Origin of the sequence: Mixta sp. (assembly GCF_024610815.1) — a bacterium.
GTDB lineage: Bacteria > Pseudomonadota > Gammaproteobacteria > Enterobacterales > Enterobacteriaceae > Mixta > Mixta calida.
Map to the genome: position 1 here is coordinate 1 of NZ_JANION010000111.1, position 20730 is coordinate 20730.

Below are 20730 nucleotides of genomic sequence, written 5' to 3' on the forward strand. Positions count from 1 at the left end.
GTCAGATTTTAGAAACTGGCGTTGCGCGGCGTTCGTGGGAACGGGATAACATCTCTTACATTTTGTACGCCAGTGACATAGGCGATTAAACGTTCGAAACCTAAACCGAAACCGGAGTGAGGAACGGTGCCGTAGCGACGCAGGTCGCGATACCACCAGTAATCTTCTTTGTTCAGGCCCATTTCATTGAGACGCTGATCCAGCACGTCGAGACGCTCTTCACGCTGCGAACCGCCGATAATCTCCCCGATACCCGGCGCCAGCACATCCATCGCCGCCACAGTTTTACCGTCGTCGTTAAGGCGCATATAAAAAGCCTTAATGTCTTTCGGATAGTTTTTCACTACCACCGGCGCTTTGAAATGTTTTTCCGCCAGGTAGCGCTCATGCTCGGAAGAGAGGTCAATGCCCCATTCAACCGCGTTTTCGAATGCCTGACCGCTGGCGAGCAGAATGTCGATAGCGTCGGTGTAATCCACGCGGGCGAAATCGGCGGTAACAAATTTTTCCAGGCGGCTGACCGCTTCTTTGTCTACGCGCTCGGCGAAGAACGCCATATCATCGGCGCGCTCGTCCAGCACCGCTTTAAAGACATACTTCAACATCGCTTCCGCCAGATCGGCGGCGTCATCCAGCGAGGCGAAGGCGATTTCCGGCTCCAACATCCAGAACTCCGCCAGGTGGCGGCTGGTATTGGAGTTTTCGGCGCGGAACGTTGGGCCAAAGGTATAAATTTTTGACAGCGCGCAGGCGTAGGTTTCGCCGTTCAGCTGACCGGATACGGTCAGGAACGCCTCTTTGCCGAAGAAGTCTTCGTTAAAGTCGACCTTGCCCTGCGCGTCACGCGGCAGGTTTTCCAGATCCAGCGTAGAGACGCGGAACATTTCGCCGGCGCCTTCGGTATCGGAAGCGGTGATCAGCGGCGTGGAAACCCAGAAATATCCATTCTCATGGAAAAAGCGGTGCAGCGCCTGCGCCAGCGTATGACGCACGCGTGCCACAGCGCCGATCAGGTTAGTGCGCGGACGCAGGTGCGCTACTTCACGCAGGTATTCGATGCTGTGACGTTTCGCCGCCATCGGATAGGTGTCGGGATCATCTACCCAGCCCACCACCTCAATTGCAGTCGCCTGAATCTCAAAACTCTGTCCCTGGCCCGGAGATTCAACCACTTTGCCCGTAACGATGACGGAACAACCGGTCGTTAAACGCAGCACTTCGCTCTGGTAATTAGGCAGAGAATTATTGACGACAGCCTGAACGGGATTAAAGCAGGAGCCGTCATACACGGCGACAAAGGAAATACCGGCTTTTGAATCTCTTCGGGTACGTACCCAACCGCGCACGGTGACATCGCTGCCAACCGCAACCTGGCCGAGCAGTACGTCCGCTACAGGCACTACGCTCATAAAGTTCTCTCTTTATTAGTTCGAAAATAAACGGGTTAACCCCGAAATTAGGGCTAATCTATGTTACTTGCCGTCCGGCAGGACACAAGCAGAATTCATCGCTGGCGGAAAGTTTTCTGTTTATTTCGTCGATTAATCAGAAGGCGCGGCGGGGAAGAGCGTCAGCACGCGGAAAAAACGTGCTGACGCGTCGGGTCAGCTGGCTTTTTTCACCAGCGGCAAATCAAACGCTTTGCGCAGGGCGCGGACAAAGGCTTTATCCTGACAGATGGTTTTGCCCGGACTGTCGGAGAGTTTCGCTACCGGTTTGCCGTTGCACTCCACCAGCTTAATCACGATATTCAGCGGCTTCACCTGCGGAATATCGCAGGTCAGACGTGTGCCGATGCCAAAGACGACATTGGTGCGCTGGCCGAAGTGACGATAGAGATCGATCGCCTTGTTGAAATCGAGGTTGTCGGAAAAGACCAGCGTTTTACTGTGCGGATCGATAGCCAGCTTCTCATAATGCGCCAGCGCTTTCTCGCCCCATTCCACCGGATCGCCTGAGTCATGACGCAGCCCCTGATAGCGGTTGGCGAAGCCGGGACCGAAATCGCGCAGAAAGGCGTCCATCGTAATGCAGTCCGTTAGCGCGATGCCGAGCTTATCGTCATATTCATCCAGCCAGGCCTGCAACGCCGCCCGCTGGCTGTTGGCCAGCACCGGACTGATCTGCTGATGCGCCTGGAACCATTCGTGCGCCTGAGTGCCGACCGGCGTAATGTCGAGCCGACGGGCGATGTCGTAGTTGCTGGAGCCCACCAGCCAGGGGAAATCGCGCTGTAGCGTGCTGACGATGGCGAACTGCACATCGCGCGAAAAGCGGCGACGGGTGCCGAAATCCATCAGGCGGAAGCGCGACAGATCGATATCCGCCGTAACCTGTTTGAAATCATCGATTTTTTGTAGCAGACGCTCAACGGCCATCTCCGGTGTCGCCTGCGGTGAGCGGTGGCGGTGAACCACTTCGCTGATCAGCGCCAGCAGCGGCACTTCCCACATAATCACTTCGCGCCACGGCCCGCTGATGCGGATATCCAGTTTGCCGTCGTGGTTGCGTACCTTGACCTGATCGGGGTTGTAGCGAAACGCCTTCAGCCAGTCGAGGTAATCCTGCTTAAAGAAGGGACGGCTGGCGAGATAAGCATATTCCTCATCGCTTAGCGCCAGCTGCTGCATATGCGCAATCTCGGCGCGAATCTCATCGGCGTAGATACCTAACAGATCGTCGCCCCGACAACGGAACTCTGCGGTAACGGTCACGTTGTGATAGCGATGAAATACAGCCTGCTGCATATGAAGCTTGTAGGCATCGGTATCAAGCATCGTGGTTAAAATCGGGGAAGCGTATCGTGTCATGGTGCGTTTCAGCATCCTCTCGCGCGGGGCGTTTCCGTAGGTGTAAACAGGTATTCAGAAGAAAAAGTATAACCTGCCGGCAGATTTATTGAAGCCAATCACAGCATAAAACGGGGGGAAAGGTCGAGGAGAAACGTATCCCTGTAAACAGGATGTAGCATTAACTGCGAAAAGCGCCGTTTCGACGTGGCAAGCCGCAGTCAACCGGAATAGACTTAGCGGGTTAAATCATTGTAGACGCGAGAAGAATGTATGACGCAAAAGCCGCAAGTAAAGTACCGCCATGACTACCGTGCGCCGGATTATACCATTACCGATATCGATCTGACCTTTAACCTCGACGCCAGCAATACGCGCGTGACGGCGGTCAGCAAAGTTAAACGCCTCGGTGACAGTCAGGCCGCGCTGCGTCTTGACGGTGGAGATTTAACGCTGGTTTCGCTGATGGTAGATGACCGTCCGTGGCAGGATTATCAGCTGGAAGAGGGCGCGCTGGTGCTGACCAACCTGCCCGATAATTTTACCCTGACCATCGTCAACGACATTCACCCGGACGCCAACACGGCGCTGGAAGGGCTTTATCAGTCCGGCGACGCGCTCTGCACCCAGTGCGAAGCGGAAGGCTTCCGCCATATCACCTGGTATCTCGATCGCCCTGACGTGCTGGCGCGTTTTACCACCACGCTGATTGCCGATCGCGCGCGCTATCCGTTCCTGCTCTCCAACGGCAACCGCCTCGAAGCAGGCCAGATGGACGATGGCCGCCACTGGATCAAGTGGCAGGACCCGTTCCCGAAACCATGCTATCTGTTTGCGCTGGTGGCGGGGGATTTCGACATCCTGCGCGACAGCTTCACCACCCGTTCGGGCCGCGACGTGGCGCTGGAGATCTATGTCGATCGCGGCAACCTCGATCGCGCCGACTGGGCGATGACCTCGCTGAAAAACAGCATGAAGTGGGATGAGGAGCGCTTCGGCCTGGAGTATGACCTGGATGTCTTTATGATCGTCGCGGTCGATTTCTTCAACATGGGCGCGATGGAGAATAAAGGGCTTAATATCTTTAACTCCAAATATGTGCTGGCTAAGGCGGAAACCGCCACTGATAAAGATTATCTCGGCATCGAAGCGGTGATCGGCCATGAATATTTCCATAACTGGACCGGCAACCGCGTCACCTGCCGCGACTGGTTCCAGCTCAGCCTGAAAGAGGGGCTGACGGTGTTCCGCGATCAAGAGTTCAGTTCCGATCTCGGCTCGCGCGCGGTGAACCGCATCGATAATGTGCGCATCATGCGCGGCGCGCAGTTTGCCGAAGACGCCAGCCCGATGGCGCATCCGATCCGTCCCGATCAGGTGATTGAGATGAATAACTTCTATACCCTGACGGTGTATGAGAAGGGATCGGAAGTGATCCGCATGATGCACACGCTGCTGGGCGAAGAGAACTTCCAGAAAGGGATGCAGCTCTACTTCGAACGTCATGACGGCAGCGCCGCCACCTGCGACGACTTCGTTCAGGCGATGGAAGACGCCTCGCATATCGATCTGACGCAGTTCCGCCGCTGGTACAGCCAGTCCGGCACGCCGGTGCTGACCGTGCGCGACGACTACAACCCGGAGCTGGAGCAGTATACTCTGCACGTCACTCAGGCGACGCCGCCGACTGCCGATCAGCATGAAAAGCTGCCGCTGCATATTCCGCTCGATATCGAACTCTACGACGATAAAGGCGAGCCGATTCCGTTACAGCATAACGGCGAACCGGTGCATCACGTACTGAACGTGACCGAAGAGTTCCAAACCTTTATTTTCGACAAGGTTTATCATCAGCCGGTGCCGTCGCTGCTGCGCGAATTCTCCGCGCCGGTGAAGCTCGACTATAACTGGAGCGACGCGCAGTTAACCTTCCTGATGCGTCACGCCCGCAACGATTTTTCCCGCTGGGATGCGGCGCAGAGCCTGCTCGCCACCCATATCAAGCTGAACGTTGCGCGCTATCAGCAGGGGCAGCCGCTGTCGCTGCCGCTGCATGTCGCCGACGCGTTCCGCGCGGTACTGCTGGATGATCGGCTCGATCCGGCGCTGATGGCGCTGATCCTGACGCTGCCGAGCGAAAATGAGATCGCCGCGCTGTTCGAGATCATCGATCCTGAAGCGAACGCCGCGGTGCGCGACGCGCTGATGCGCACGTTGGCCGTCGAGCTGGCGGACGAATGGCTGGCGGTTTATCACGCCCATCAGACGCCGGAGTACCGCGTTGAGCATGGCGACATCGGCAAGCGCGCCCTGAAGAACGTCTGCCTGAGCTACCTGGCGCTGGGCGACGCCGAACTGGCCAACCGTCTGGTACGGGCGCAGTATCAGCAGGCCAATAACATGACCGATGCGCTGGCCGCGTTGTCGGCGGCGGTGATGGCGCAGCTGAAATGTCGCGATGAGATGTTGCGCGTCTGGGATGAGCGCTGGCATCAGGATGGCCTGGTCATGGACAAATGGTTTACGCTGCAGGCGACCAGCCCGGCGCCGGATGTGTTAAACCGCGTGCGTGAACTGCTGTATCATCGCTCCTTCAGCATGGGCAACCCGAACCGCGTGCGTTCGCTAATCGGCGCCTTCGCCTCGGCGAATCCGGCCGCGTTCCACGCCAAAGACGGCAGCGGCTATCGCTTCCTGGTGGAGATGCTGACCGATCTCAACCGCCGTAACCCGCAGGTGGCTGCGCGTATGATTGAACCGCTGATCCGTCTGAAGCGGTATGACGCGGATCGTCAACAGATGATGCGCAGCGCGTTAGAAGAACTACAGGGACTGGAGAAACTTTCCGGCGATCTCTATGAGAAAATCAGCAAAGCGCTGAATGCCTGACGGCATGACGTGAAGAGTAGAAAGGGCGGCGCAGGCCGCCCTTTCTGTTGCCCGGGCCGCGGTCGTTTCAGCGACGGGCGTAGCGAGGCTCCGCCGCCGCAGGCTGCGTGCGCTGCATCACCCGCTCCAGCACCTGCGCCTCCAGCTCCGCCAGGCGGGCGGAACCGCGTCGGCGCGGACGCGGCAGATCGATAGCCAGGTCCAGCCCAATTCTTCCCTCCTCAATCAGCAACACCCGGTCGGCCAGCGTCACCGCTTCGCTGACATCATGCGTCACCAGCAGCACGGTAAAATTTTGCTGACGCCAGAGATTCTCAATCAGTCCCTGCATTTCAATACGCGTCAGGGCGTCCAGCGCCCCCAGCGGTTCGTCCAGCAACAGCAGACCGGGCTGGTGGATCAGCGCGCGCGCCAGCGCCACGCGCTGCCGCTGGCCGCCGGAGAGCGCGGCGGGCCATTCATCAGCGCGATCGGCAAGGTTCACCGCCTCCAGCGCCCGCAGCGCCGACGGGCGCCAGTCACCGCGCAGCCCCAGCCCCACGTTATCCATCACCCGCTTCCACGGCAGCAGGCGGGCATCCTGAAACATCAGGCGCGTCTCTTCCTGCGCGCTGGCCAGCGGCGCCTGACCCGCCAGCAGTTCGCCTTCGCTGGGCGACTCCAGCCCGGCAAGCAGGCGTAGCAGGGTGCTTTTGCCGCAGCCGCTGCGCCCCACCACGGCGACAAACTGACCCGATGGAATGTGCAGATCGATATTGTGCAAAATGGAGCGATCGCCAAAGCGTTTGCTGATGCCCTGTAGCCCAACAGGCGTGCCGACATTGAGGCGCGACGGGGTTGAGACAGCATTCATATTACGGCCTCCTTCTGTTGATAAGCGGGATGCCAGCGCAGCCACAGGCGCTCCAGCAGTACGGCGCTGACGTCCGCCAGCTTGCCCAGCAGCGCATAAAGCACGATCGCTACCACTACCACGTCGGTTTGCAGGAATTCGCGCGCGTTCATCGCCAGATAGCCGATGCCGGAGTTGGCGGAGATGGTCTCCGCGACGATCAGCGTCAGCCACATCAGGCCGAGGGCGAAGCGCACGCCGACCATGATGGAGGGCAGCGCGCCGGGCAGCATCACCTGGCTGAACAGGCGCCAGCCGGAGAGCCCGTAACTGCGCGCCATCTCCACCAGGCCGCGATCGATATTGCGAATGCCGTGGAAGGTGTTGAGATAGATCGGAAACAGCGTGCCGAGAGCGACAAGAAAGATTTTGGCCGACTCATCGATGCCGAACCATAAAATCACCAGCGGAATCAGCGCCAGATGCGGAATATTACGCAGCATCTGCACCGAGGTATCCAGCAGACGCTCTCCCCAGTATGACGCGCCGGCGATCAGGCCGAGCGAAAGGCCAATGGCGCCGCCGATGGCGAAGCCGGTCAGCGCGCGCCAGCTGCTGATGGCGAGATGCTGCCACAGCTCGCCACTGGCGCTCAGACGCCAGAAGGTCAGCACCACGCTCTCCGGCGCGGGCAGAATGCGCGTCGAAAGCCATCCGCTTTGGGAGGCGATCTGCCAGATCGTCAACAGCAGCACCGGCAGCAGCCAGGGCACCAGCGGATGCCGGGCGCCCGATTTACGCTTGCTCATGGCGGTCTCCCTCAGCTTTGCGAGACTTTCTGCGGCGCGAAATCATTGGCCACCGCTTCGCCATGCGCCTGCGCTTTACGCGGCGCAGGCACGTCGGGCACCGCCAGATCGAGATGGGGGAACAGCAGTTCGCCGACCCGATACGCCTCTTCCAGATGGGGATAGCCGGAGAGGATAAAGGTTTCGATGCCGAGATCGGCATACTCCTGCATCCTGGCGGCGATGGTCGGGCCATCGCCTACCAGCGCCGTGCCGGCCCCGCCGCGCACCAGACCGACGCCCGCCCACAGGTTCGGGCTAATCTCCAGCCGATCGCGACGTCCGTTGTGCAGCGCCGCCATCCGCTGCTGGCCGACCGAATCGGTACGCGCCAGCGCCGCCTGCGCTTTGGCGATGGTCTCGTCGTCGAGATGGGAAATCAGCCGATCGGCGGCCTGCCAGGCTTCGGCGTTGGTTTCCCGCACGATGATGTGCAGACGAATGCCAAAGCGCACTGAACGCCCCTGCGCCGCCGCTTTGGCGCGCACCTGATCAATCTTCTCCTTCACCAGCGCTGGCGGCTCCCCCCAGGTGAGGTAGACATCCACCTGTTCCGCCGCCAGATCCTGCGCCACCGGCGAGGAGCCGCCGAACCAGAGCGGCGGACGCGGCTGCTGCACCGGTTTAAACATCAGACGCGCGCCGCGCACCTGGAGATAGTCGCCCTGATAATCGACGGTTTCGCCTTCCAGCACGCGCCGCCAGATGCGGGTGAATTCGGCCGATTCAGCATAGCGCTCGGTGTGATCGAGGAACACGCCGTCGCCCGCCAGCTCCTCTGGATCGCCGCCGGTCACGAGGTTAAACAGCGCGCGGCCGTTGGAGAGGCGATCGAGCGTCGCTGCCTGGCGCGCCGCCTGGGTCGGCGATATTACGCCGGGACGCAGCGCCACCAGGAAACGCAGCCGTTGCGTCACAGGAATCAGCGAGGCGGCTACCAGCCAGGCGTCTTCGCAGGAGCGCCCGGTTGGAATCAGTACGCCGCCGAAGCCTAATCGATCCGCCGCCTGTGCAATCTGCTGTAAATAGCCGTGATCAACCGGGCGCGCGCCGTCCGCCGTGCCCAGATAGTGACCGTCGCCGTGGGTGGGTAAAAACCAGAATACGGATAATGCCATGATAATTCTCCTTACTCACTGAGCGGATGCGCCGCGCCAGATATGGCTGGCAATGTCGAGCTTCACAGGAAGCAGATGATTTTGATAAAAGAGATCGGCGGTGCGCTGCTGCGCCTGCACCGTCTGCTGGCTGACCGGCGAGATGCGGGTCGGCGGCCGGTGATCGAGATAGCTGGAAATCACCGCTTCAGGCAGGCCCATGCTCTGCGCCAACAGCGTGGTGCTTTCCGCGCGCTGGCTCTGCGTCAGCGCGTCCGCCTGGCTGAAAATATCCAGCACCGACTGGATGAAGTCGCTGTGGGATTCCGCGTAGCTGCGGGTCGCCAGGTAGAAGGAGCCGGTCAGGTTCAGCGCGCTGCCGTCGGTCAGTACCCGCACATTGCCCTGTTGCAGCGCGGCGGAGTAGTAGGGATCCCAGATCGCCCAGGCGTCAACGTTCCCCTGTTGAAAGGCGGCGCGGGCGTCGGCGGGCGTCAGCCAGACCGGCTGAATGTCCTGAAATCCCAGGCCAGCCTGTTGCAGCGCGCGCAGCAGCAGGTTGTGCGAGCTGGAGCCTTTTTGCAGCGCCACCTTACGGCCTTTCAGATCGGCCACCGTTTTGATCTTGCTGTCGGTGGGCACCAAAATCACTTCCGCTTTCGGCTTGGGCGGCTCCGCGCCGACATAGAGCAGGTCGGCGCCCGCCGCCTGAGCGAAAAGCGGCGGAATATCGCCGGTGCTGCCGAGATCGATACTGCCGACGTTAAGCGCCTCAAGCATCTGCGGCCCGGCGGGGAACTCCACCCAGCGAATCTGCGTTGAAGGGTAGCGCTGCTCCAGCAGGCGATGGGCCTTCGCCAACACCATGCTGACGGAGCCTTTTTGATAGCCGATACGGATCGCTTCCGGCGCCTGCGGCGCGGCGTGAAGCGCGGCGCTGACGCTCAGCAGGCCGGGCAGCAGCAGAGCAATGAACTGGCGGATAACAGATTTCATGCGCTTCTCCTTATACCGCCTGCGCCAGTCGCGCTTCGCGCTGTTGCAGGGCGTAGTAAAAGGTTGCCAGCGCATCGTCGAGGCGGCCGGACAGGAGGTCGCTGATTTCCGGCGTACGATCGTAATGCGCGATCTGGCTGTCGTCAGCGAAGACGCCGTGCAGTACCTCTTGCGCTTTCAGCGCGTTAAGCACCGGTTTCAGGGCATAATCCACCGCCAGCATATGCGCCAGCGTGCCGCCGGTCGCCAGCGGCAGCACCACTTTATGCTCCAGCGCGCGCTCCGGCAGCAGATCCAGCAGGGTTTTCAGCGCGCCGGAAAAGGAGGCTTTATAGATTGGCGTCGCAACAATCAGGCCATCCGCCGCCGCCAGATCCTCTTTTAACGCCAGCAGTGCAGGGGAATCGAAGCGCGCACCGATCAAATCTTCCGGACGAAAGTTATGAATATTCCACGGGATCACCTCAATGTTTCGCTGTTCCAGCGCATGCTGGCACAGCGTTAATAATGCCGTGGACCGCGAAGGAAAACGCGGACTTCCTGCCAGAGTAATAACGCGCATAGCGACTCCTTATAACTATAAGTTATTGGTTAAACGTTATTGAGAACTTATGGCTTCATACTGGCAGAGGGGACGGCGACGCTTAAATGATTTATCCGGTAATAGAAAGCCGTTTTTGCGCTAAAGCAGGGCGCGACGGGTGGGTTATGCGGTTAACTGGCATCACGATTTAACATTTCTGGCTTTTTAGCGCCGTTATGCCGGATAATAACGTCCCGTTTGCCACCGGGAATTCAGGAGAGCCCATGTTTTACCCCCTCGCACGTAAAGCGTTATTCCGCCTTGATGCGGAGCATGCCCATGAACTGACCCTGCAACAGCTACGCCGTATCGGCGGCACGCCGCTGGAAGGACTGATTCGCCAGCGTTTGCCGGCGCGTCCCGTGAAATGTATGGGGCTGACGTTTAAGAATGCGCTTGGCCTGGCGGCCGGACTGGATAAAAACGGCGAATGCATTGACGCGTTCGGCGCGATGGGCTTCGGATTTGTCGAGGTGGGCACCGTCACGCCGCGTCCTCAGCCAGGCAATGAGAAGCCGCGGCTGTTTCGTCTGATTGAGGCGGAGGGGATTATTAATCGTATGGGATTTAATAACCTGGGCGTAGATCGGCTGGTAGAAAATGTAAAACGCGCCAGCTTCAGCGGCGTGCTGGGCATCAATATCGGCAAAAATAAAGATACGCCGGTCGAGCAGGGTAAAGACGATTATTTGACCTGTATGGAAAAAGTCTATCCGCACGCCGGTTATATTGCGGTAAATATCTCTTCGCCCAATACGCCTGGATTAAGAACGCTTCAATATGGCGAGGCGCTGGATGATTTGCTGATGGCAATAAAAGCGCAGCAGAAATTGCTGGAGAAGCGCCATCTGAAATATGTGCCGGTGGCGGTGAAAATTGCCCCAGATCTTTCTGAAGAGGAGCTGGTACAAATTGCCGATAGCCTGGTGCGTCATCAAATTGACGGCGTTATCGCCACTAATACTACGCTGGATCGTTCGCTGGTGAGCGGAATGAAATATAGCGATGAGGCGGGGGGATTGAGCGGTCGGCCGGTACAGCTGCGCAGCACCGAAGTTATTCGGCGGCTCTCGGCAGAATTGCAGGATAAATTGCCGATCATCGGCGTCGGCGGCATCGACTCGGTGGTGGCGGCGCGGGAAAAAATAGCGGCAGGCGCCACGCTGGTGCAAATTTATTCCGGCTTTATTTATAAAGGGCCCGATCTGATTAAAGAGATTGTGACGCATCTCTGACCTTCCTGAAGAATCTGGCCGGGGGCTTTTAATCTGTTTCCGGCTGGTTTATATTTTGTACACTCTTTGTTCCTGACAGGATATTTATTATTTACGGCGCCTGATGTTTCTTTTTTGCCGTATCTGACGAACATCGATTATTGCTTCAGGTTGGCGATTAACCTGAATTTCGGATCCCTCAACTGTAGTAAGGCAAACCATGAGGATAAAACCTGACGACAACTGGCGTTGGTTTTTCGACGCAGAGCAGGATCGTATGATGCTCGACCTGGCGGATGGTATGCTGTTTCGCTCCCGTTTTCCCCGCAAAATGCTGACGCCCGACGCGTTTCGCGACGCTGTTTTCAGCGTTGACGACGCGGCGCAGTTTTTCGCCTGGCATGAGAGCTGCCGTGAGGCGCCGCTCAGCGACGAGCAACGTGATGAGCTGCTGCTGAACGCGCTGGCGGCCTGGCGTTTCCTCAAGCCGCTGATGCCGAAAAGCTGGCACTTCCGTGTCTGTCAGCGTTCTCACTGGCAGCCGGGCGAAAGCGATCTGGTGACGGTCACGCTGGTTGAGAATGGCGATGAGGCGCGACTGCTGGTGATTGAGGCGGGAGAAAGCGCGGCGCTCTGCATTCTGGCCCAGCCTGAGCTGGTGGTGGGCGGAAAGACCATGGTGTTGGGCGACGCGATTAAAATTATGCACGATCGCCTACAGCCCTGGCACGCTGAACAGGCGCAGCGTTACGCCCGAGCCGGTTAACCGACTCGCCGCCTCAGGCGAGTTCGATATCGCCGGCGGGAATGCAGCTGCAGCTAAGGACGGTGCCGTCATCGCGCACCGCATCCTGCTTCAGCGCTTTGACCTTGCCGGAGACCAGCCGCATTTCACAGCTGCCGCATAGCCCTGCGCGACAGCTGTAGGGAATGCGGTAGCCCTGCATTTCCAGCTGCTCAAGCAGTACCTGCTGATTATTGCCGCTGAAGCGGCTGCCCCGATAACTGATGCTGACACGGCTTTCCGCCTCGGCTTCTACCTGCATCGTCTCCACTATCTTACCTGCGCCGTACTGTCGCGGCGTCTGGGTTTGCAGCACCTCAACCGTATCGCCGACGCGTATCACCCCGCTGTTGCAGGCGAGCAGATTCAGACCGAAATCGACGTCGCCGCTCTCATCCTGCGCGCTGCGAAAGCTTTGCAGCGTTTTAAGCGGCTCGCCGTCCGGATGCTTTTCGCCGCGCTCCGGGCTGATGGTGGTAAAAATGCAACGGCTGCAGGGCTTCGCCACCTCAAATTCCACCTCGCCAACGCGCACGCGCGCCCAGCTATCCTCTTCCCAGGCGCGCGCGCCGGTGACCGCCAGATTAGGGCGGAACTGCTCCAGCCGAACGCCCGCCGCGCAGCGCTGTTGCAGGTTGTACAACGACGCTTCGTTCACCAGAAGAAAAGGGTAGCCGTCGGCGAAGCCGAGCGGAACGTCAGGACGTCGTTTCACCCGTCGCGTCATTTCCGGGCCGACCCAGCGTAGCTGCACCGGACGCGGGAAGAAACCGCTCAGCCAGTCGTTGATGACCTGCGGCGCGATGCGCGCGGTAAAATGATTGCCCCAGACTTCGGTTTCCGCCGCCTGCGGCTGAAAATCATCAAAACGCAGCGCTGCGCTGCTGCCGTCCGGCGCCTGCAGCCACAGGCCGTCGGGCGTCAGCGCCGGGATAAACTGTACCAGCTGCGGGTGCTGGCGCGCGGTAATAAAGGTGCCGTCAGGGGTGGTCAGCATAAAAAGGCGATCGAAAGCCAGTCCGCTCCCGGCGACCTGCGCATGAGAGACCTGCAATCCCCGCATCGATTTCACCGGATGAACAAACAGGCGTGACAGGACAATCATAAGGCTCTCCGTGCTGGGCTGGTGATGACAAAAGGAATCTGCGGCTAAAGGAAGCTAACTTTATGACATGCGGCGGCGATTAGCTATAATGCGCAACAATTTTCCCAATACTGTAAGTGACGATATGAATTCTCTGTTTGCCAGTACGGCGCGTGGGCTCGAAGAGCTGTTAAAGAGTGAACTGGAGACGCTGGGGGCGCAGGACCTACAGGTTGTCCAGGGCGGCGTACATTATCAGGGAGACGATCGTTTGATGTATCGCAGCCTGCTGTGGAGCCGTTTGGCGTCGCGCATTCTGCTGCCGCTGAGCGAATGCTCGGTCTACAGCGATCTGGATCTCTATCTCGGCGCGCAGGCGATCGACTGGACGAACCTGATTGACGGCACCTTTGCCGTACATTTCAGCGGCACCAACGAGGCGATACGCAACAGCCAGTTCGGCGCCCTGAAGGTAAAAGATGCGATTGTCGACAGCTTTACGCGCAAAAACCTGCCGCGTCCTGACGTCGATCGCGAGCAGCCGGACGTGCGCATTAACGTCTGGCTGAATAAAGACACCGCCAGCATCGCGCTCGACCTGAGCGGCGAAGGCATGCATCAGCGCGGCTATCGTCAGCAGACCGGACTGGCGCCGATGAAAGAGAACCTGGCGGCGGCCACCGTGCTGCGCTCCGGCTGGCAGCCGGGCACGCCACTGCTCGATCCGATGTGCGGCTCCGGCACTCTGCTGATCGAAGCGGCGCTGATCGCCAGCGATCGCGCGCCAGGCCTGAACCGCCGTCAGTGGGGATTTAAAGGCTGGAAAGCGCATCAGCCGGAACTGTGGCGCGAATTGATCGACGAAGCGCAGACCCGCGCGCGTCAGGGCGTGCAGCAAACCACATCGCGCTTCTTTGGCTATGATAATGATGAGCGCGTGCTGGAGCGCGCGCGCGGCAACGCCCGTCGCGCTGGCGTGGCAGATCTGTTTACTTTCGGCGTGCAGGATGTGGCGCAGCTGCGCAATCCGCTGCCTGACGGGCCGGTCGGCACCGTGATCAGCAACCCGCCGTACGGCGAGCGTCTGGAAAGCGAACCGGCGCTGATCGCGTTGCACAGTCAGCTGGGCCGCGTGATGAAAAGCCAGTTCGGCGGCTGGCATCTCTCGCTGTTCAGCGCCTCGCCCGATCTTCTCAGCTGTTTGCAGCTGCGCGCCGATCGCCAGTTCAAGGCGAAAAACGGCCCGCTGGAGTGCGTGCAGAAAAACTATCAGCTGGCGGCCAGCAGCAGCGCAAGCGCGCCGGCGCAGATTGCGGAAGATTACGCCAACCGTCTGAAGAAGAATATGAAGAAGCTGGACAAATGGGCGCGTCAGGAGGGCATCGAATGCTATCGCCTGTACGACGCCGATTTGCCGGAGTATAACGTCGCCGTCGATCGCTACGCCGACTGGGTGGTGATTCAGGAATATGCGCCGCCGAAAACCATCGACGCCCTGAAAGCGCGTCAGCGGCTCTTTGATGTCATCAGCGCCACGCTGACGGTGTTGGAGCTGCCGGCGAACCGTCTGGTGCTGAAGACGCGCGAAAAGCAGAAGGGCAAAAGCCAGTATCAAAAGCTGGGCGAGAAGGGCGAATATTTTGAAGTGCGCGAGTTTAACGCCCGCTTCTGGGTCAACCTGACCGACTACCTCGATACCGGTCTGTTTATCGATCACCGTCTGGCGCGCCGTATGCTGGGACAGATGAGCAAGGGCAAAGATTTCCTTAACCTGTTCGCCTATACCGGCAGCGCCAGCGTGCATGCCGGCCTTGGCGGGGCGCGCTCCACCACCACGGTGGATATGTCGCGCACCTATCTGGAGTGGGCGGAGCGCAATATGCGTCTCAACGGCCTGAGCGGGCGTCAGCACCGCCTGATGCAGGCGGACTGCCTGAGCTGGCTGCGCGAAAGTCATGAGCAGTTCGATCTGATCTTTATCGATCCGCCGACCTTCTCTAACTCGAAGCGTATGGAAGAGAGCTTTGACGTGCAGCGCGACCATTTGCAGCTAATGCGCGATCTGAAGCGCCTGCTGCGCGCCAGCGGCACCATTATGTTCTCCAATAACAAGCGCGGTTTTAAGATGGATCACGAGGGGCTGGCCACGCTCGGCCTGCGCGCTCAGGAGATCACCGCCAAAACGCAGTCGCAGGATTTTGCCCGCAACCGCCATATTCACAACTGCTGGCTGATTACTCACGCCGGTAAGGAATAGCCGTATGTCATTAATTAGTATTCACAACGCTTACCTCTCTTTCAGCGATGCGCCGCTGCTGGACTATACCGAGCTGCATATCGAAGAGAATGAGCGCGTCTGTCTGGTCGGACGTAACGGCGCCGGTAAATCGACGCTGATGAAAATCATTAACGGCGAACAACCGCTGGATGACGGTCGCATCATTTATGAGCAGGATCTGGTGGTGGCGCGTCTGCAACAGGACCCGCCGCGCAATATTGCCGGCACGGTTTATGATTTCGTCGCGGAAGGCGTGGCGGAGCAGGCGGAGCATCTGAAAGCCTATCACGCCATTTCGCACGTAGTAATGAACGATCCCAGCGATAAAAACCTGAACGAGATGGCGCGCCTGCAGTCGGTGCTGGATCACCACAACCTGTGGCAGCTGGAGACACGCATCAACGACGTGCTGGAGCAGATCGGTCTCCAGCCGGAAGTCGAGCTTTCCTCTCTGTCGGGCGGCTGGCTGCGTAAGGCGGCGTTGGGCCGCGCGCTGGTCAGCAATCCGCGCGTACTGCTGCTGGATGAGCCGACCAACCACCTGGATATCGAAACCATCGACTGGCTGGAAACATTCCTGAAAACTTTCCAGGGGAGCATCATCTTTATTTCGCACGATCGTTCCTTTATCCGCAATATGGCGACGCGCATCGTCGATCTCGATCGCGGCAAGCTGGTCTCCTGGCCAGGCGACTATGATAAATACCTCGCCGGTAAAGAAGAGGCGCTGCGCGTCGAAGAGATGCAGAATGCCGAATTCGACCGCAAGCTGGCGCAGGAAGAGGTCTGGATTCGTCAGGGCATCAAGGCGCGCCGCACCCGCAACGAAGGGCGCGTGCGCGCGCTGAAGGCGCTGCGCCGCGAGCGCTCAGAACGCCGTGAGGTGATGGGCAAAGCGCAGATGCAGGTGGAAGAAGCGTCGCGCTCCGGCAAAATCGTCTTTGAGCTGGAGAACGTCAACTACAGCATTGAAGGCCGTCAGCTGGTGAAAGATTTCAGCGCGCAGGTGCAGCGCGGCGACAAGATTGCGCTGATCGGTCCGAACGGCTGCGGCAAAACCACGCTGCTGAAACTGATGCTGGGCCAGCTTAAGGCGGACAGTGGGCGCGTGCACAGCGGCAGCAAGCTGGAAGTCGCCTATTTCGATCAGCATCGCGCCATTCTCGATCCCGATCGCACGGTGATGGATAACCTCGCCGAAGGCAAACAGGAAGTGATGGTCAACGGCAAGCCGCGCCACGTTCTCGGCTATCTGCAGGAGTTCCTGTTTCATCCCAAGCGGGCGATGACGCCGGTGCGGGCGCTTTCCGGCGGCGAGCGCAACCGTCTGCTGCTGGCTCGCCTGTTCCTGAAGCCCAGCAACCTGCTGATCCTCGATGAACCGACCAACGACCTGGACGTCGAAACGCTGGAGCTGCTGGAAGAGCTGATCGACGGCTATCAGGGTACCGTGCTGCTGGTCAGCCACGATCGTCAGTTTGTCGACAACACCGTGACCGAATGCTGGATTTTTGAAGGCAACGGCGAAATCGGCGCCTTTGTCGGCGGCTATCACGACGCGCAGCAGCAGCGCGCCGCTTTCCGTCAGAGCCGCGCCGTCGCGCTAAAAACGTCAGCGCCGGTGGAAAAAAGCGCAAAGGTTGATACGGTTAAAAGCGACGCCGCAAAACAGCCCGCCGCCAAGCTGAGCTACAAGCTGCAGCGCGAGCTTGAGCAGCTGCCGCAGCAGCTGGAAGCGCTGGAGACACAGATTGAACAGCTGCAGGCGCAAATGGCGGACGCCAGTTTCTTCAGCCAGCCGCATGACAAAACGCAGCCGGTGCTGGATGCCCTGGCGGAAGCGGAACAGCAGCTGGAGAGCGCGTTTGAACGCTGGGAATATCTGGAATCGCTGAAAAACGGCGCCTGAGATCGGGAGTAGGTATGTGTTCAGCTGAACACCCGCAACACTGGATGCTTTGCCCGCAGTGCGATTTGATGACGCGGCTGCCGCCGCTGAATACCGGACAAAAGGCGAGCTGCCCGCGCTGTCATACCACGCTGACCGCTAACTGGAGCGAGCCGCGCAGACGGCCCTCCGGTTATGCGCTGGCCGCGTTGTTTATGCTGTTGCTGGCTAACCTGTTTCCCTTCGTCAATATGCATGTCTCCGGCCTGAGCAGCGAAATCACCCTAATGGAAATTCCTCAGGTCATGGTCTCTGAGGACTACGCCAGCCTGGCCACGCTGTTCTTGCTGTTTGTGCAGGCGGTGCCCGCTTTCTGTATGGTGGCGATCCTGCTGCTGGTGAATCCGCTGCCATTGCCGCAGCCGCTGCGCGTCCTGATGGCGCGCATTCTGTTTCAGCTCAAAAGCTGGGGCATGGCGGAAATTTTTCTCGCTGGCGTGCTGGTAAGCTTCGTCAAGCTGATGGCCTATGGCGATATCGGCATCGGCAGCAGTTTCCTGCCCTGGTGTCTGTTCTGCCTGTTGCAGCTGCGCGCTTTTCAGTGCGTCGATCGGCGCTGGCTCTGGCGGCAGATTGCGCCGGAGCCGATGTTCTCCTCTGCGCCGCGCGCTGGCATTAGCGGTTTGCGCCAGGGATTGCGATCCTGTCCGTGCTGCACCGCGGTGCTGCCGGTCGATCGCTACCGCTGCACGCGCTGCGGCACCGCAGCTTACGCACGTCGCCGCCATAGCCTGCAGTGGACGATGGCGCTGCTGCTCACCTCATTCCTTATCTATATCCCTGCCAATATCATGCCGATTATGGTGACCGAAGCGCTGGGCGATAAGATGAGTTCCAACATTATGGCCGGGGTTATTCTGCTCTGGAGCGACGGCTCTTACCCGGTGGCGCTGGTGATTTTTATCGCCAGTATCATGGTGCCCTCGCTGAAAATGCTGGCCATTGGCTGGCTCTGCTGGGATGCGCGCGGCCACGGCAGTCGCGACAGTGAAAAAATGCATCTGGTCTATGAGGTGGTGGAGTTTGTCGGTCGCTGGTCGATGATCGATGTTTTTGTTATTGCCGTACTGTCGGCGCTGGTGCGTATAGGACAGTTAATGAATATTTATCCCGCGGTGGGCGCCTTGCTGTTTGCAGCAGTGGTGATTCTGACGATGTTCGCCGCCATGACGTTCGATCCGCGCCTTACCTGGGATCGTGAGCCAGAAAATAATTTGAAGGAGTCGAGTCTTGACGGAAAATAATCACGGCGTCGCGAAGGTGGAACAGATCAAACGCTGGTCGCCGGTCTGGATAGTCCCTATCGTCACCGTACTGATCGGTGCCTGGATCCTGTTTTATCATTTCAGCCATCAGGGGCCGGAAGTTACCCTGATCACCACCAATGCCGAAGGCATTGAGGGCGGCAAAACCGCGATTAAAAGCCGCAGCGTCGATGTCGGCGTGGTGGAGAGCGCGGTGCTGACCGACGATCTGCATCACGTAGAAATCAAGGCGCGTCTGAATGCCGGCATGGAGAAACTGCTGCATGAAGACAGCGTGTTCTGGGTGGTGAAGCCGCAGGTGGGGCGCGAAGGGATCACCGGCCTCGGCACGCTGCTTTCCGGCGCCTATATTGAACTGCAGCCGGGTAGCAAAGGCGAAAAGCCGAATCACTATCAGTTGCTGGATGCGCCGCCGCTGGCGCCGCCGGACGCGAAGGGCATCCGTATCGTGCTCGACAGTCTCAAAGCGGGCCAGCTGAATCCCGGCGATCCGGTGCTGTTTCGCGGCTATCGCGTCGGCTCGGTGGAAACCAGCAGCTTCGATGCCGACAAGCGCGCCATGCAGTATCAGCTCTTCGTCGCCGCGCCTTACGATCGGCTGGTGACTTCCAACGTGCGCTTCTGGAAAGACAGCGGCATCGCCGTTGAAATGTCCGCTTCAGGCATGCGCGTCGAAATGGGATCGCTGACCACGCTGTTCAGCGGCGGCGTGAGCTTCGACGTGCCCGACGGCTGGGAACTGGGCGTACCGGCGGAAAATAAGGCGGAATATCATCTTTACGACGATCAACGCAGCATTCAGGATTCGCTCTATAGCACGCATCTCGATTTCCTGATGTTCTTCAGCGATTCAATTCGCGGCCTGCAGGCGGGCGCGCCGGTCGAATTCCGCGGTATTCGTCTCGGCACCGTGGCGGAAGTGCCTTATACCGTTCCGGGCTGGAACCAGTCGCTGAACAACGACTACCGTATTCCGGTGCTGGTGCGTATCGAACCCGATCGCTTTATCAAACGTCTGGGCGCCGATTTCGATATCCGACAGCACCTTGAAGATGGGAAAAAACGTGGCCTGCGCGCCTCGCTTAAAACGGGCAACTTACTTTCCGGCTCGCTGTATATCGATCTCGATTTTTATGACAAGGCGGCGCCCTACAAAGGACCGGATAAAGTGGCCGGACTGGAAATTATTCCGACCGTGAGCGGCGGCCTGAGCCAGATCCAGCAGAAACTGATGGATGCGCTGGACAAAATTAATAGTCTGCCGCTCAACCCGATGATTAATCAGGCTACCGGCACGCTGAAAGAGAGCCAGCGCACCCTGCGCGAGCTGCAAAAAACGCTGGATAATGTGAATAAAATCACCGCCAGTCCGTCCATGCAGCAGCTGCCGCAGGATATGCAGCAGACGCTGCGCGAACTGAATCGCAGCATGAAGGGCTTGCAGCCCGGCTCTCCGGCTTATAACCAGCTGGTAGGCGATATGCAGCGGCTCGATCAGGTGCTGCGTGAGCTGCAGCCGGTACTGAAAACGCTCAATCAAAAGAGCAACGCGCTGGTGTTTGAAGCGAAACCGGGCGAGGACCCGCAGCCGAAGAGGGCGAAACAATGATGAAATGGATGCCGCTGGCGATGGCTCTGGCGCTCAGCGCCTGTAGCAGCACCACTAAAACCACAATGTATCAGCTGCCGACGGGAACGTCGGCGCCGCCGCCGGTGACGCAGAGCGCGCTGCTGACGGAGACGCAGCTGCCGCTGTGGGTTGAGCGGGTCGCCGTGCCAGATTATCTCGCCGGCAACGGCGTGGTCTATCAGACCAGCGATGTGAAGTATGTTATCGCGGCAAACAATTTGTGGGCCAGTCCGCTCGATCAGCAGCTACAGCAGACGCTGGTCACCAATCTCAGCAACGCGCTGCCCGGCCGACTGATATCCGCCGCGCCGCTGGGCGAACTGCACGATACGCTGAATGTAAACGTCACCGGCTTTCACGGCCGCTATGATGGACAGGTTGTGATTAGCGGCAGCTGGACGCTGGAGCATAATGGACGCATCACGCGTCAGGCTTTCAACCTGACGCTGCCGCAGCAGGAGGATGGCTACGACGCCATGGTCAGGACGCTGGC

The 20730-nt window shown here is 59.2% G+C and carries 16 protein-coding genes; 8 read left to right on the top strand and 8 right to left on the bottom strand.

What is annotated here, in order from left to right; translation table 11 throughout:
• Window positions 1-8: 8 nt before the first annotated feature.
• Window positions 9-1409, bottom strand: a complete 1401-nt coding sequence (asnS, locus tag MYY08_RS07685; RefSeq protein ID WP_038627008.1) for an asparagine--tRNA ligase — start codon at window positions 1407-1409, stop codon at window positions 9-11.
• A gap of 195 nt (window positions 1410-1604) precedes the next feature.
• Complete coding sequence (gene pncB / locus MYY08_RS07690) at window positions 1605-2810, bottom strand: nicotinate phosphoribosyltransferase (RefSeq protein ID WP_167401661.1); 1206 nt, start codon at window positions 2808-2810, stop codon at window positions 1605-1607.
• A 252-nt stretch (window positions 2811-3062) separates the two neighbouring features.
• Between pncB and pepN the strand changes: the two genes are divergently transcribed.
• Window positions 3063-5678 carry an aminopeptidase N gene (gene pepN, locus MYY08_RS07695; protein ID WP_104951457.1) on the top strand — a complete coding sequence of 872 codons (2616 nt, stop codon included), beginning with the start codon at window positions 3063-3065 and terminating at the stop codon, window positions 5676-5678.
• A gap of 67 nt (window positions 5679-5745) precedes the next feature.
• Here the strand turns inward: pepN and ssuB are convergent, their stop codons facing one another.
• Genes ssuB through ssuE form a run of 5 tightly spaced genes read right to left on the bottom strand, consistent with a single transcriptional unit; the run spans window position 5746 to window position 10013 of the window.
• A complete protein-coding gene (gene ssuB, locus MYY08_RS07700; RefSeq protein ID WP_038626999.1) occupies window positions 5746-6531 on the bottom strand; it encodes an aliphatic sulfonates ABC transporter ATP-binding protein in 786 nt (261 codons plus the stop codon).
• Entirely contained in the window at window positions 6528-7319 is a 792-nt protein-coding gene (gene ssuC / locus MYY08_RS07705; RefSeq protein WP_038626998.1) for an aliphatic sulfonate ABC transporter permease SsuC, read from the bottom strand. Before ssuC ends, ssuB begins: the two co-directional genes overlap by 4 nt.
• Window positions 7320-7330: 11 nt before the next feature.
• On the bottom strand, window positions 7331-8476 hold the full coding sequence (gene ssuD, locus MYY08_RS07710; protein WP_084970488.1) for an FMNH2-dependent alkanesulfonate monooxygenase: 1146 nt from the start codon (window positions 8474-8476) through the stop codon (window positions 7331-7333).
• A gap of 15 nt (window positions 8477-8491) precedes the next feature.
• On the bottom strand, window positions 8492-9451 hold the full coding sequence (locus tag MYY08_RS07715) for a sulfonate ABC transporter substrate-binding protein (protein WP_038626994.1): 960 nt from the start codon (window positions 9449-9451) through the stop codon (window positions 8492-8494).
• Window positions 9452-9461: 10 nt separating this feature from the next.
• Window positions 9462-10013 (bottom strand): NADPH-dependent FMN reductase, encoded by a 552-nt coding sequence (gene ssuE / locus MYY08_RS07720; protein ID WP_038626992.1) that lies wholly within the window; start codon window positions 10011-10013, stop codon window positions 9462-9464.
• A gap of 245 nt (window positions 10014-10258) precedes the next feature.
• Here ssuE and pyrD point away from each other — a divergent pair, with 245 nt between their 5' ends.
• Together pyrD and MYY08_RS07730 are read left to right on the top strand one after the other, a co-directional pair.
• On the top strand, window positions 10259-11269 hold the full coding sequence (gene pyrD / locus MYY08_RS07725) for a quinone-dependent dihydroorotate dehydrogenase (protein ID WP_038626989.1): 1011 nt from the start codon (window positions 10259-10261) through the stop codon (window positions 11267-11269).
• 199 nt (window positions 11270-11468) lie between these two features.
• Entirely contained in the window at window positions 11469-12014 is a 546-nt protein-coding gene (locus tag MYY08_RS07730) for a cell division protein ZapC (RefSeq protein WP_038626987.1), read from the top strand.
• A gap of 13 nt (window positions 12015-12027) precedes the next feature.
• On the opposite strand, the gene MYY08_RS07735 is transcribed toward MYY08_RS07730, so the two are convergent.
• Window positions 12028-13137 carry a YcbX family protein gene (locus MYY08_RS07735; protein WP_038626984.1) on the bottom strand — a complete coding sequence of 370 codons (1110 nt, stop codon included), beginning with the start codon at window positions 13135-13137 and terminating at the stop codon, window positions 12028-12030.
• Window positions 13138-13261: 124 nt separating this feature from the next.
• Between MYY08_RS07735 and rlmKL the strand changes: the two genes are divergently transcribed.
• The 5 genes from rlmKL to pqiC form a co-directional block, all read left to right on the top strand.
• The gene (gene rlmKL, locus MYY08_RS07740) at window positions 13262-15373 is read left to right on the top strand and encodes a bifunctional 23S rRNA (guanine(2069)-N(7))-methyltransferase RlmK/23S rRNA (guanine(2445)-N(2))-methyltransferase RlmL (RefSeq protein ID WP_038630064.1); all 2112 of its coding nucleotides are present in this window, start codon (window positions 13262-13264) and stop codon (window positions 15371-15373) included.
• A gap of 4 nt (window positions 15374-15377) precedes the next feature.
• Window positions 15378-17303: an ABC transporter ATP-binding protein gene (locus tag MYY08_RS07745; RefSeq protein ID WP_038626982.1), complete on the top strand. Its 1926-nt coding sequence runs from the start codon at window positions 15378-15380 to the stop codon at window positions 17301-17303.
• Between the two features lie 14 nt (window positions 17304-17317).
• Window positions 17318-18586 (top strand): membrane integrity-associated transporter subunit PqiA, encoded by a 1269-nt coding sequence (pqiA, locus tag MYY08_RS07750; protein ID WP_038626979.1) that lies wholly within the window; start codon window positions 17318-17320, stop codon window positions 18584-18586.
• The gene (gene pqiB, locus MYY08_RS07755; protein ID WP_038626976.1) at window positions 18573-20216 is read left to right on the top strand and encodes an intermembrane transport protein PqiB; all 1644 of its coding nucleotides are present in this window, start codon (window positions 18573-18575) and stop codon (window positions 20214-20216) included. The genes pqiA and pqiB overlap by 14 nt, the downstream gene beginning before the upstream one ends.
• Window positions 20213-20730, top strand: a 518-nt coding sequence (pqiC, locus tag MYY08_RS07760) for a membrane integrity-associated transporter subunit PqiC (protein WP_288013876.1), incomplete at its 3' end; no start/stop codon positions are given. The genes pqiB and pqiC, both read left to right, overlap by 4 nt.

Bases quoted from the DNA above. Each gene is read 5' to 3' on its own strand.
- asnS (WP_038627008.1), bottom strand. From the start codon at position 1,409: ATGAGCGTAGTGCCTGTAGCGGACGTACTGCTCGGCCAGGTTGCGGTT.
- pncB (WP_167401661.1), bottom strand. From the start codon at position 2,810: ATGACACGATACGCTTCCCCGATTTTAACCACGATGCTTGATACCGAT.
- pepN (WP_104951457.1), top strand. From the start codon at position 3,063: ATGACGCAAAAGCCGCAAGTAAAGTACCGCCATGACTACCGTGCGCCG.
- ssuB (WP_038626999.1), bottom strand. From the start codon at position 6,531: ATGAATGCTGTCTCAACCCCGTCGCGCCTCAATGTCGGCACGCCTGTT.
- ssuC (WP_038626998.1), bottom strand. From the start codon at position 7,319: ATGAGCAAGCGTAAATCGGGCGCCCGGCATCCGCTGGTGCCCTGGCTG.
- ssuD (WP_084970488.1), bottom strand. From the start codon at position 8,476: ATGGCATTATCCGTATTCTGGTTTTTACCCACCCACGGCGACGGTCAC.
- MYY08_RS07715 (WP_038626994.1), bottom strand. From the start codon at position 9,451: ATGAAATCTGTTATCCGCCAGTTCATTGCTCTGCTGCTGCCCGGCCTG.
- ssuE (WP_038626992.1), bottom strand. From the start codon at position 10,013: ATGCGCGTTATTACTCTGGCAGGAAGTCCGCGTTTTCCTTCGCGGTCC.
- pyrD (WP_038626989.1), top strand. From the start codon at position 10,259: ATGTTTTACCCCCTCGCACGTAAAGCGTTATTCCGCCTTGATGCGGAG.
- MYY08_RS07730 (WP_038626987.1), top strand. From the start codon at position 11,469: ATGAGGATAAAACCTGACGACAACTGGCGTTGGTTTTTCGACGCAGAG.
- MYY08_RS07735 (WP_038626984.1), bottom strand. From the start codon at position 13,137: ATGATTGTCCTGTCACGCCTGTTTGTTCATCCGGTGAAATCGATGCGG.
- rlmKL (WP_038630064.1), top strand. From the start codon at position 13,262: ATGAATTCTCTGTTTGCCAGTACGGCGCGTGGGCTCGAAGAGCTGTTA.
- MYY08_RS07745 (WP_038626982.1), top strand. From the start codon at position 15,378: ATGTCATTAATTAGTATTCACAACGCTTACCTCTCTTTCAGCGATGCG.
- pqiA (WP_038626979.1), top strand. From the start codon at position 17,318: ATGTGTTCAGCTGAACACCCGCAACACTGGATGCTTTGCCCGCAGTGC.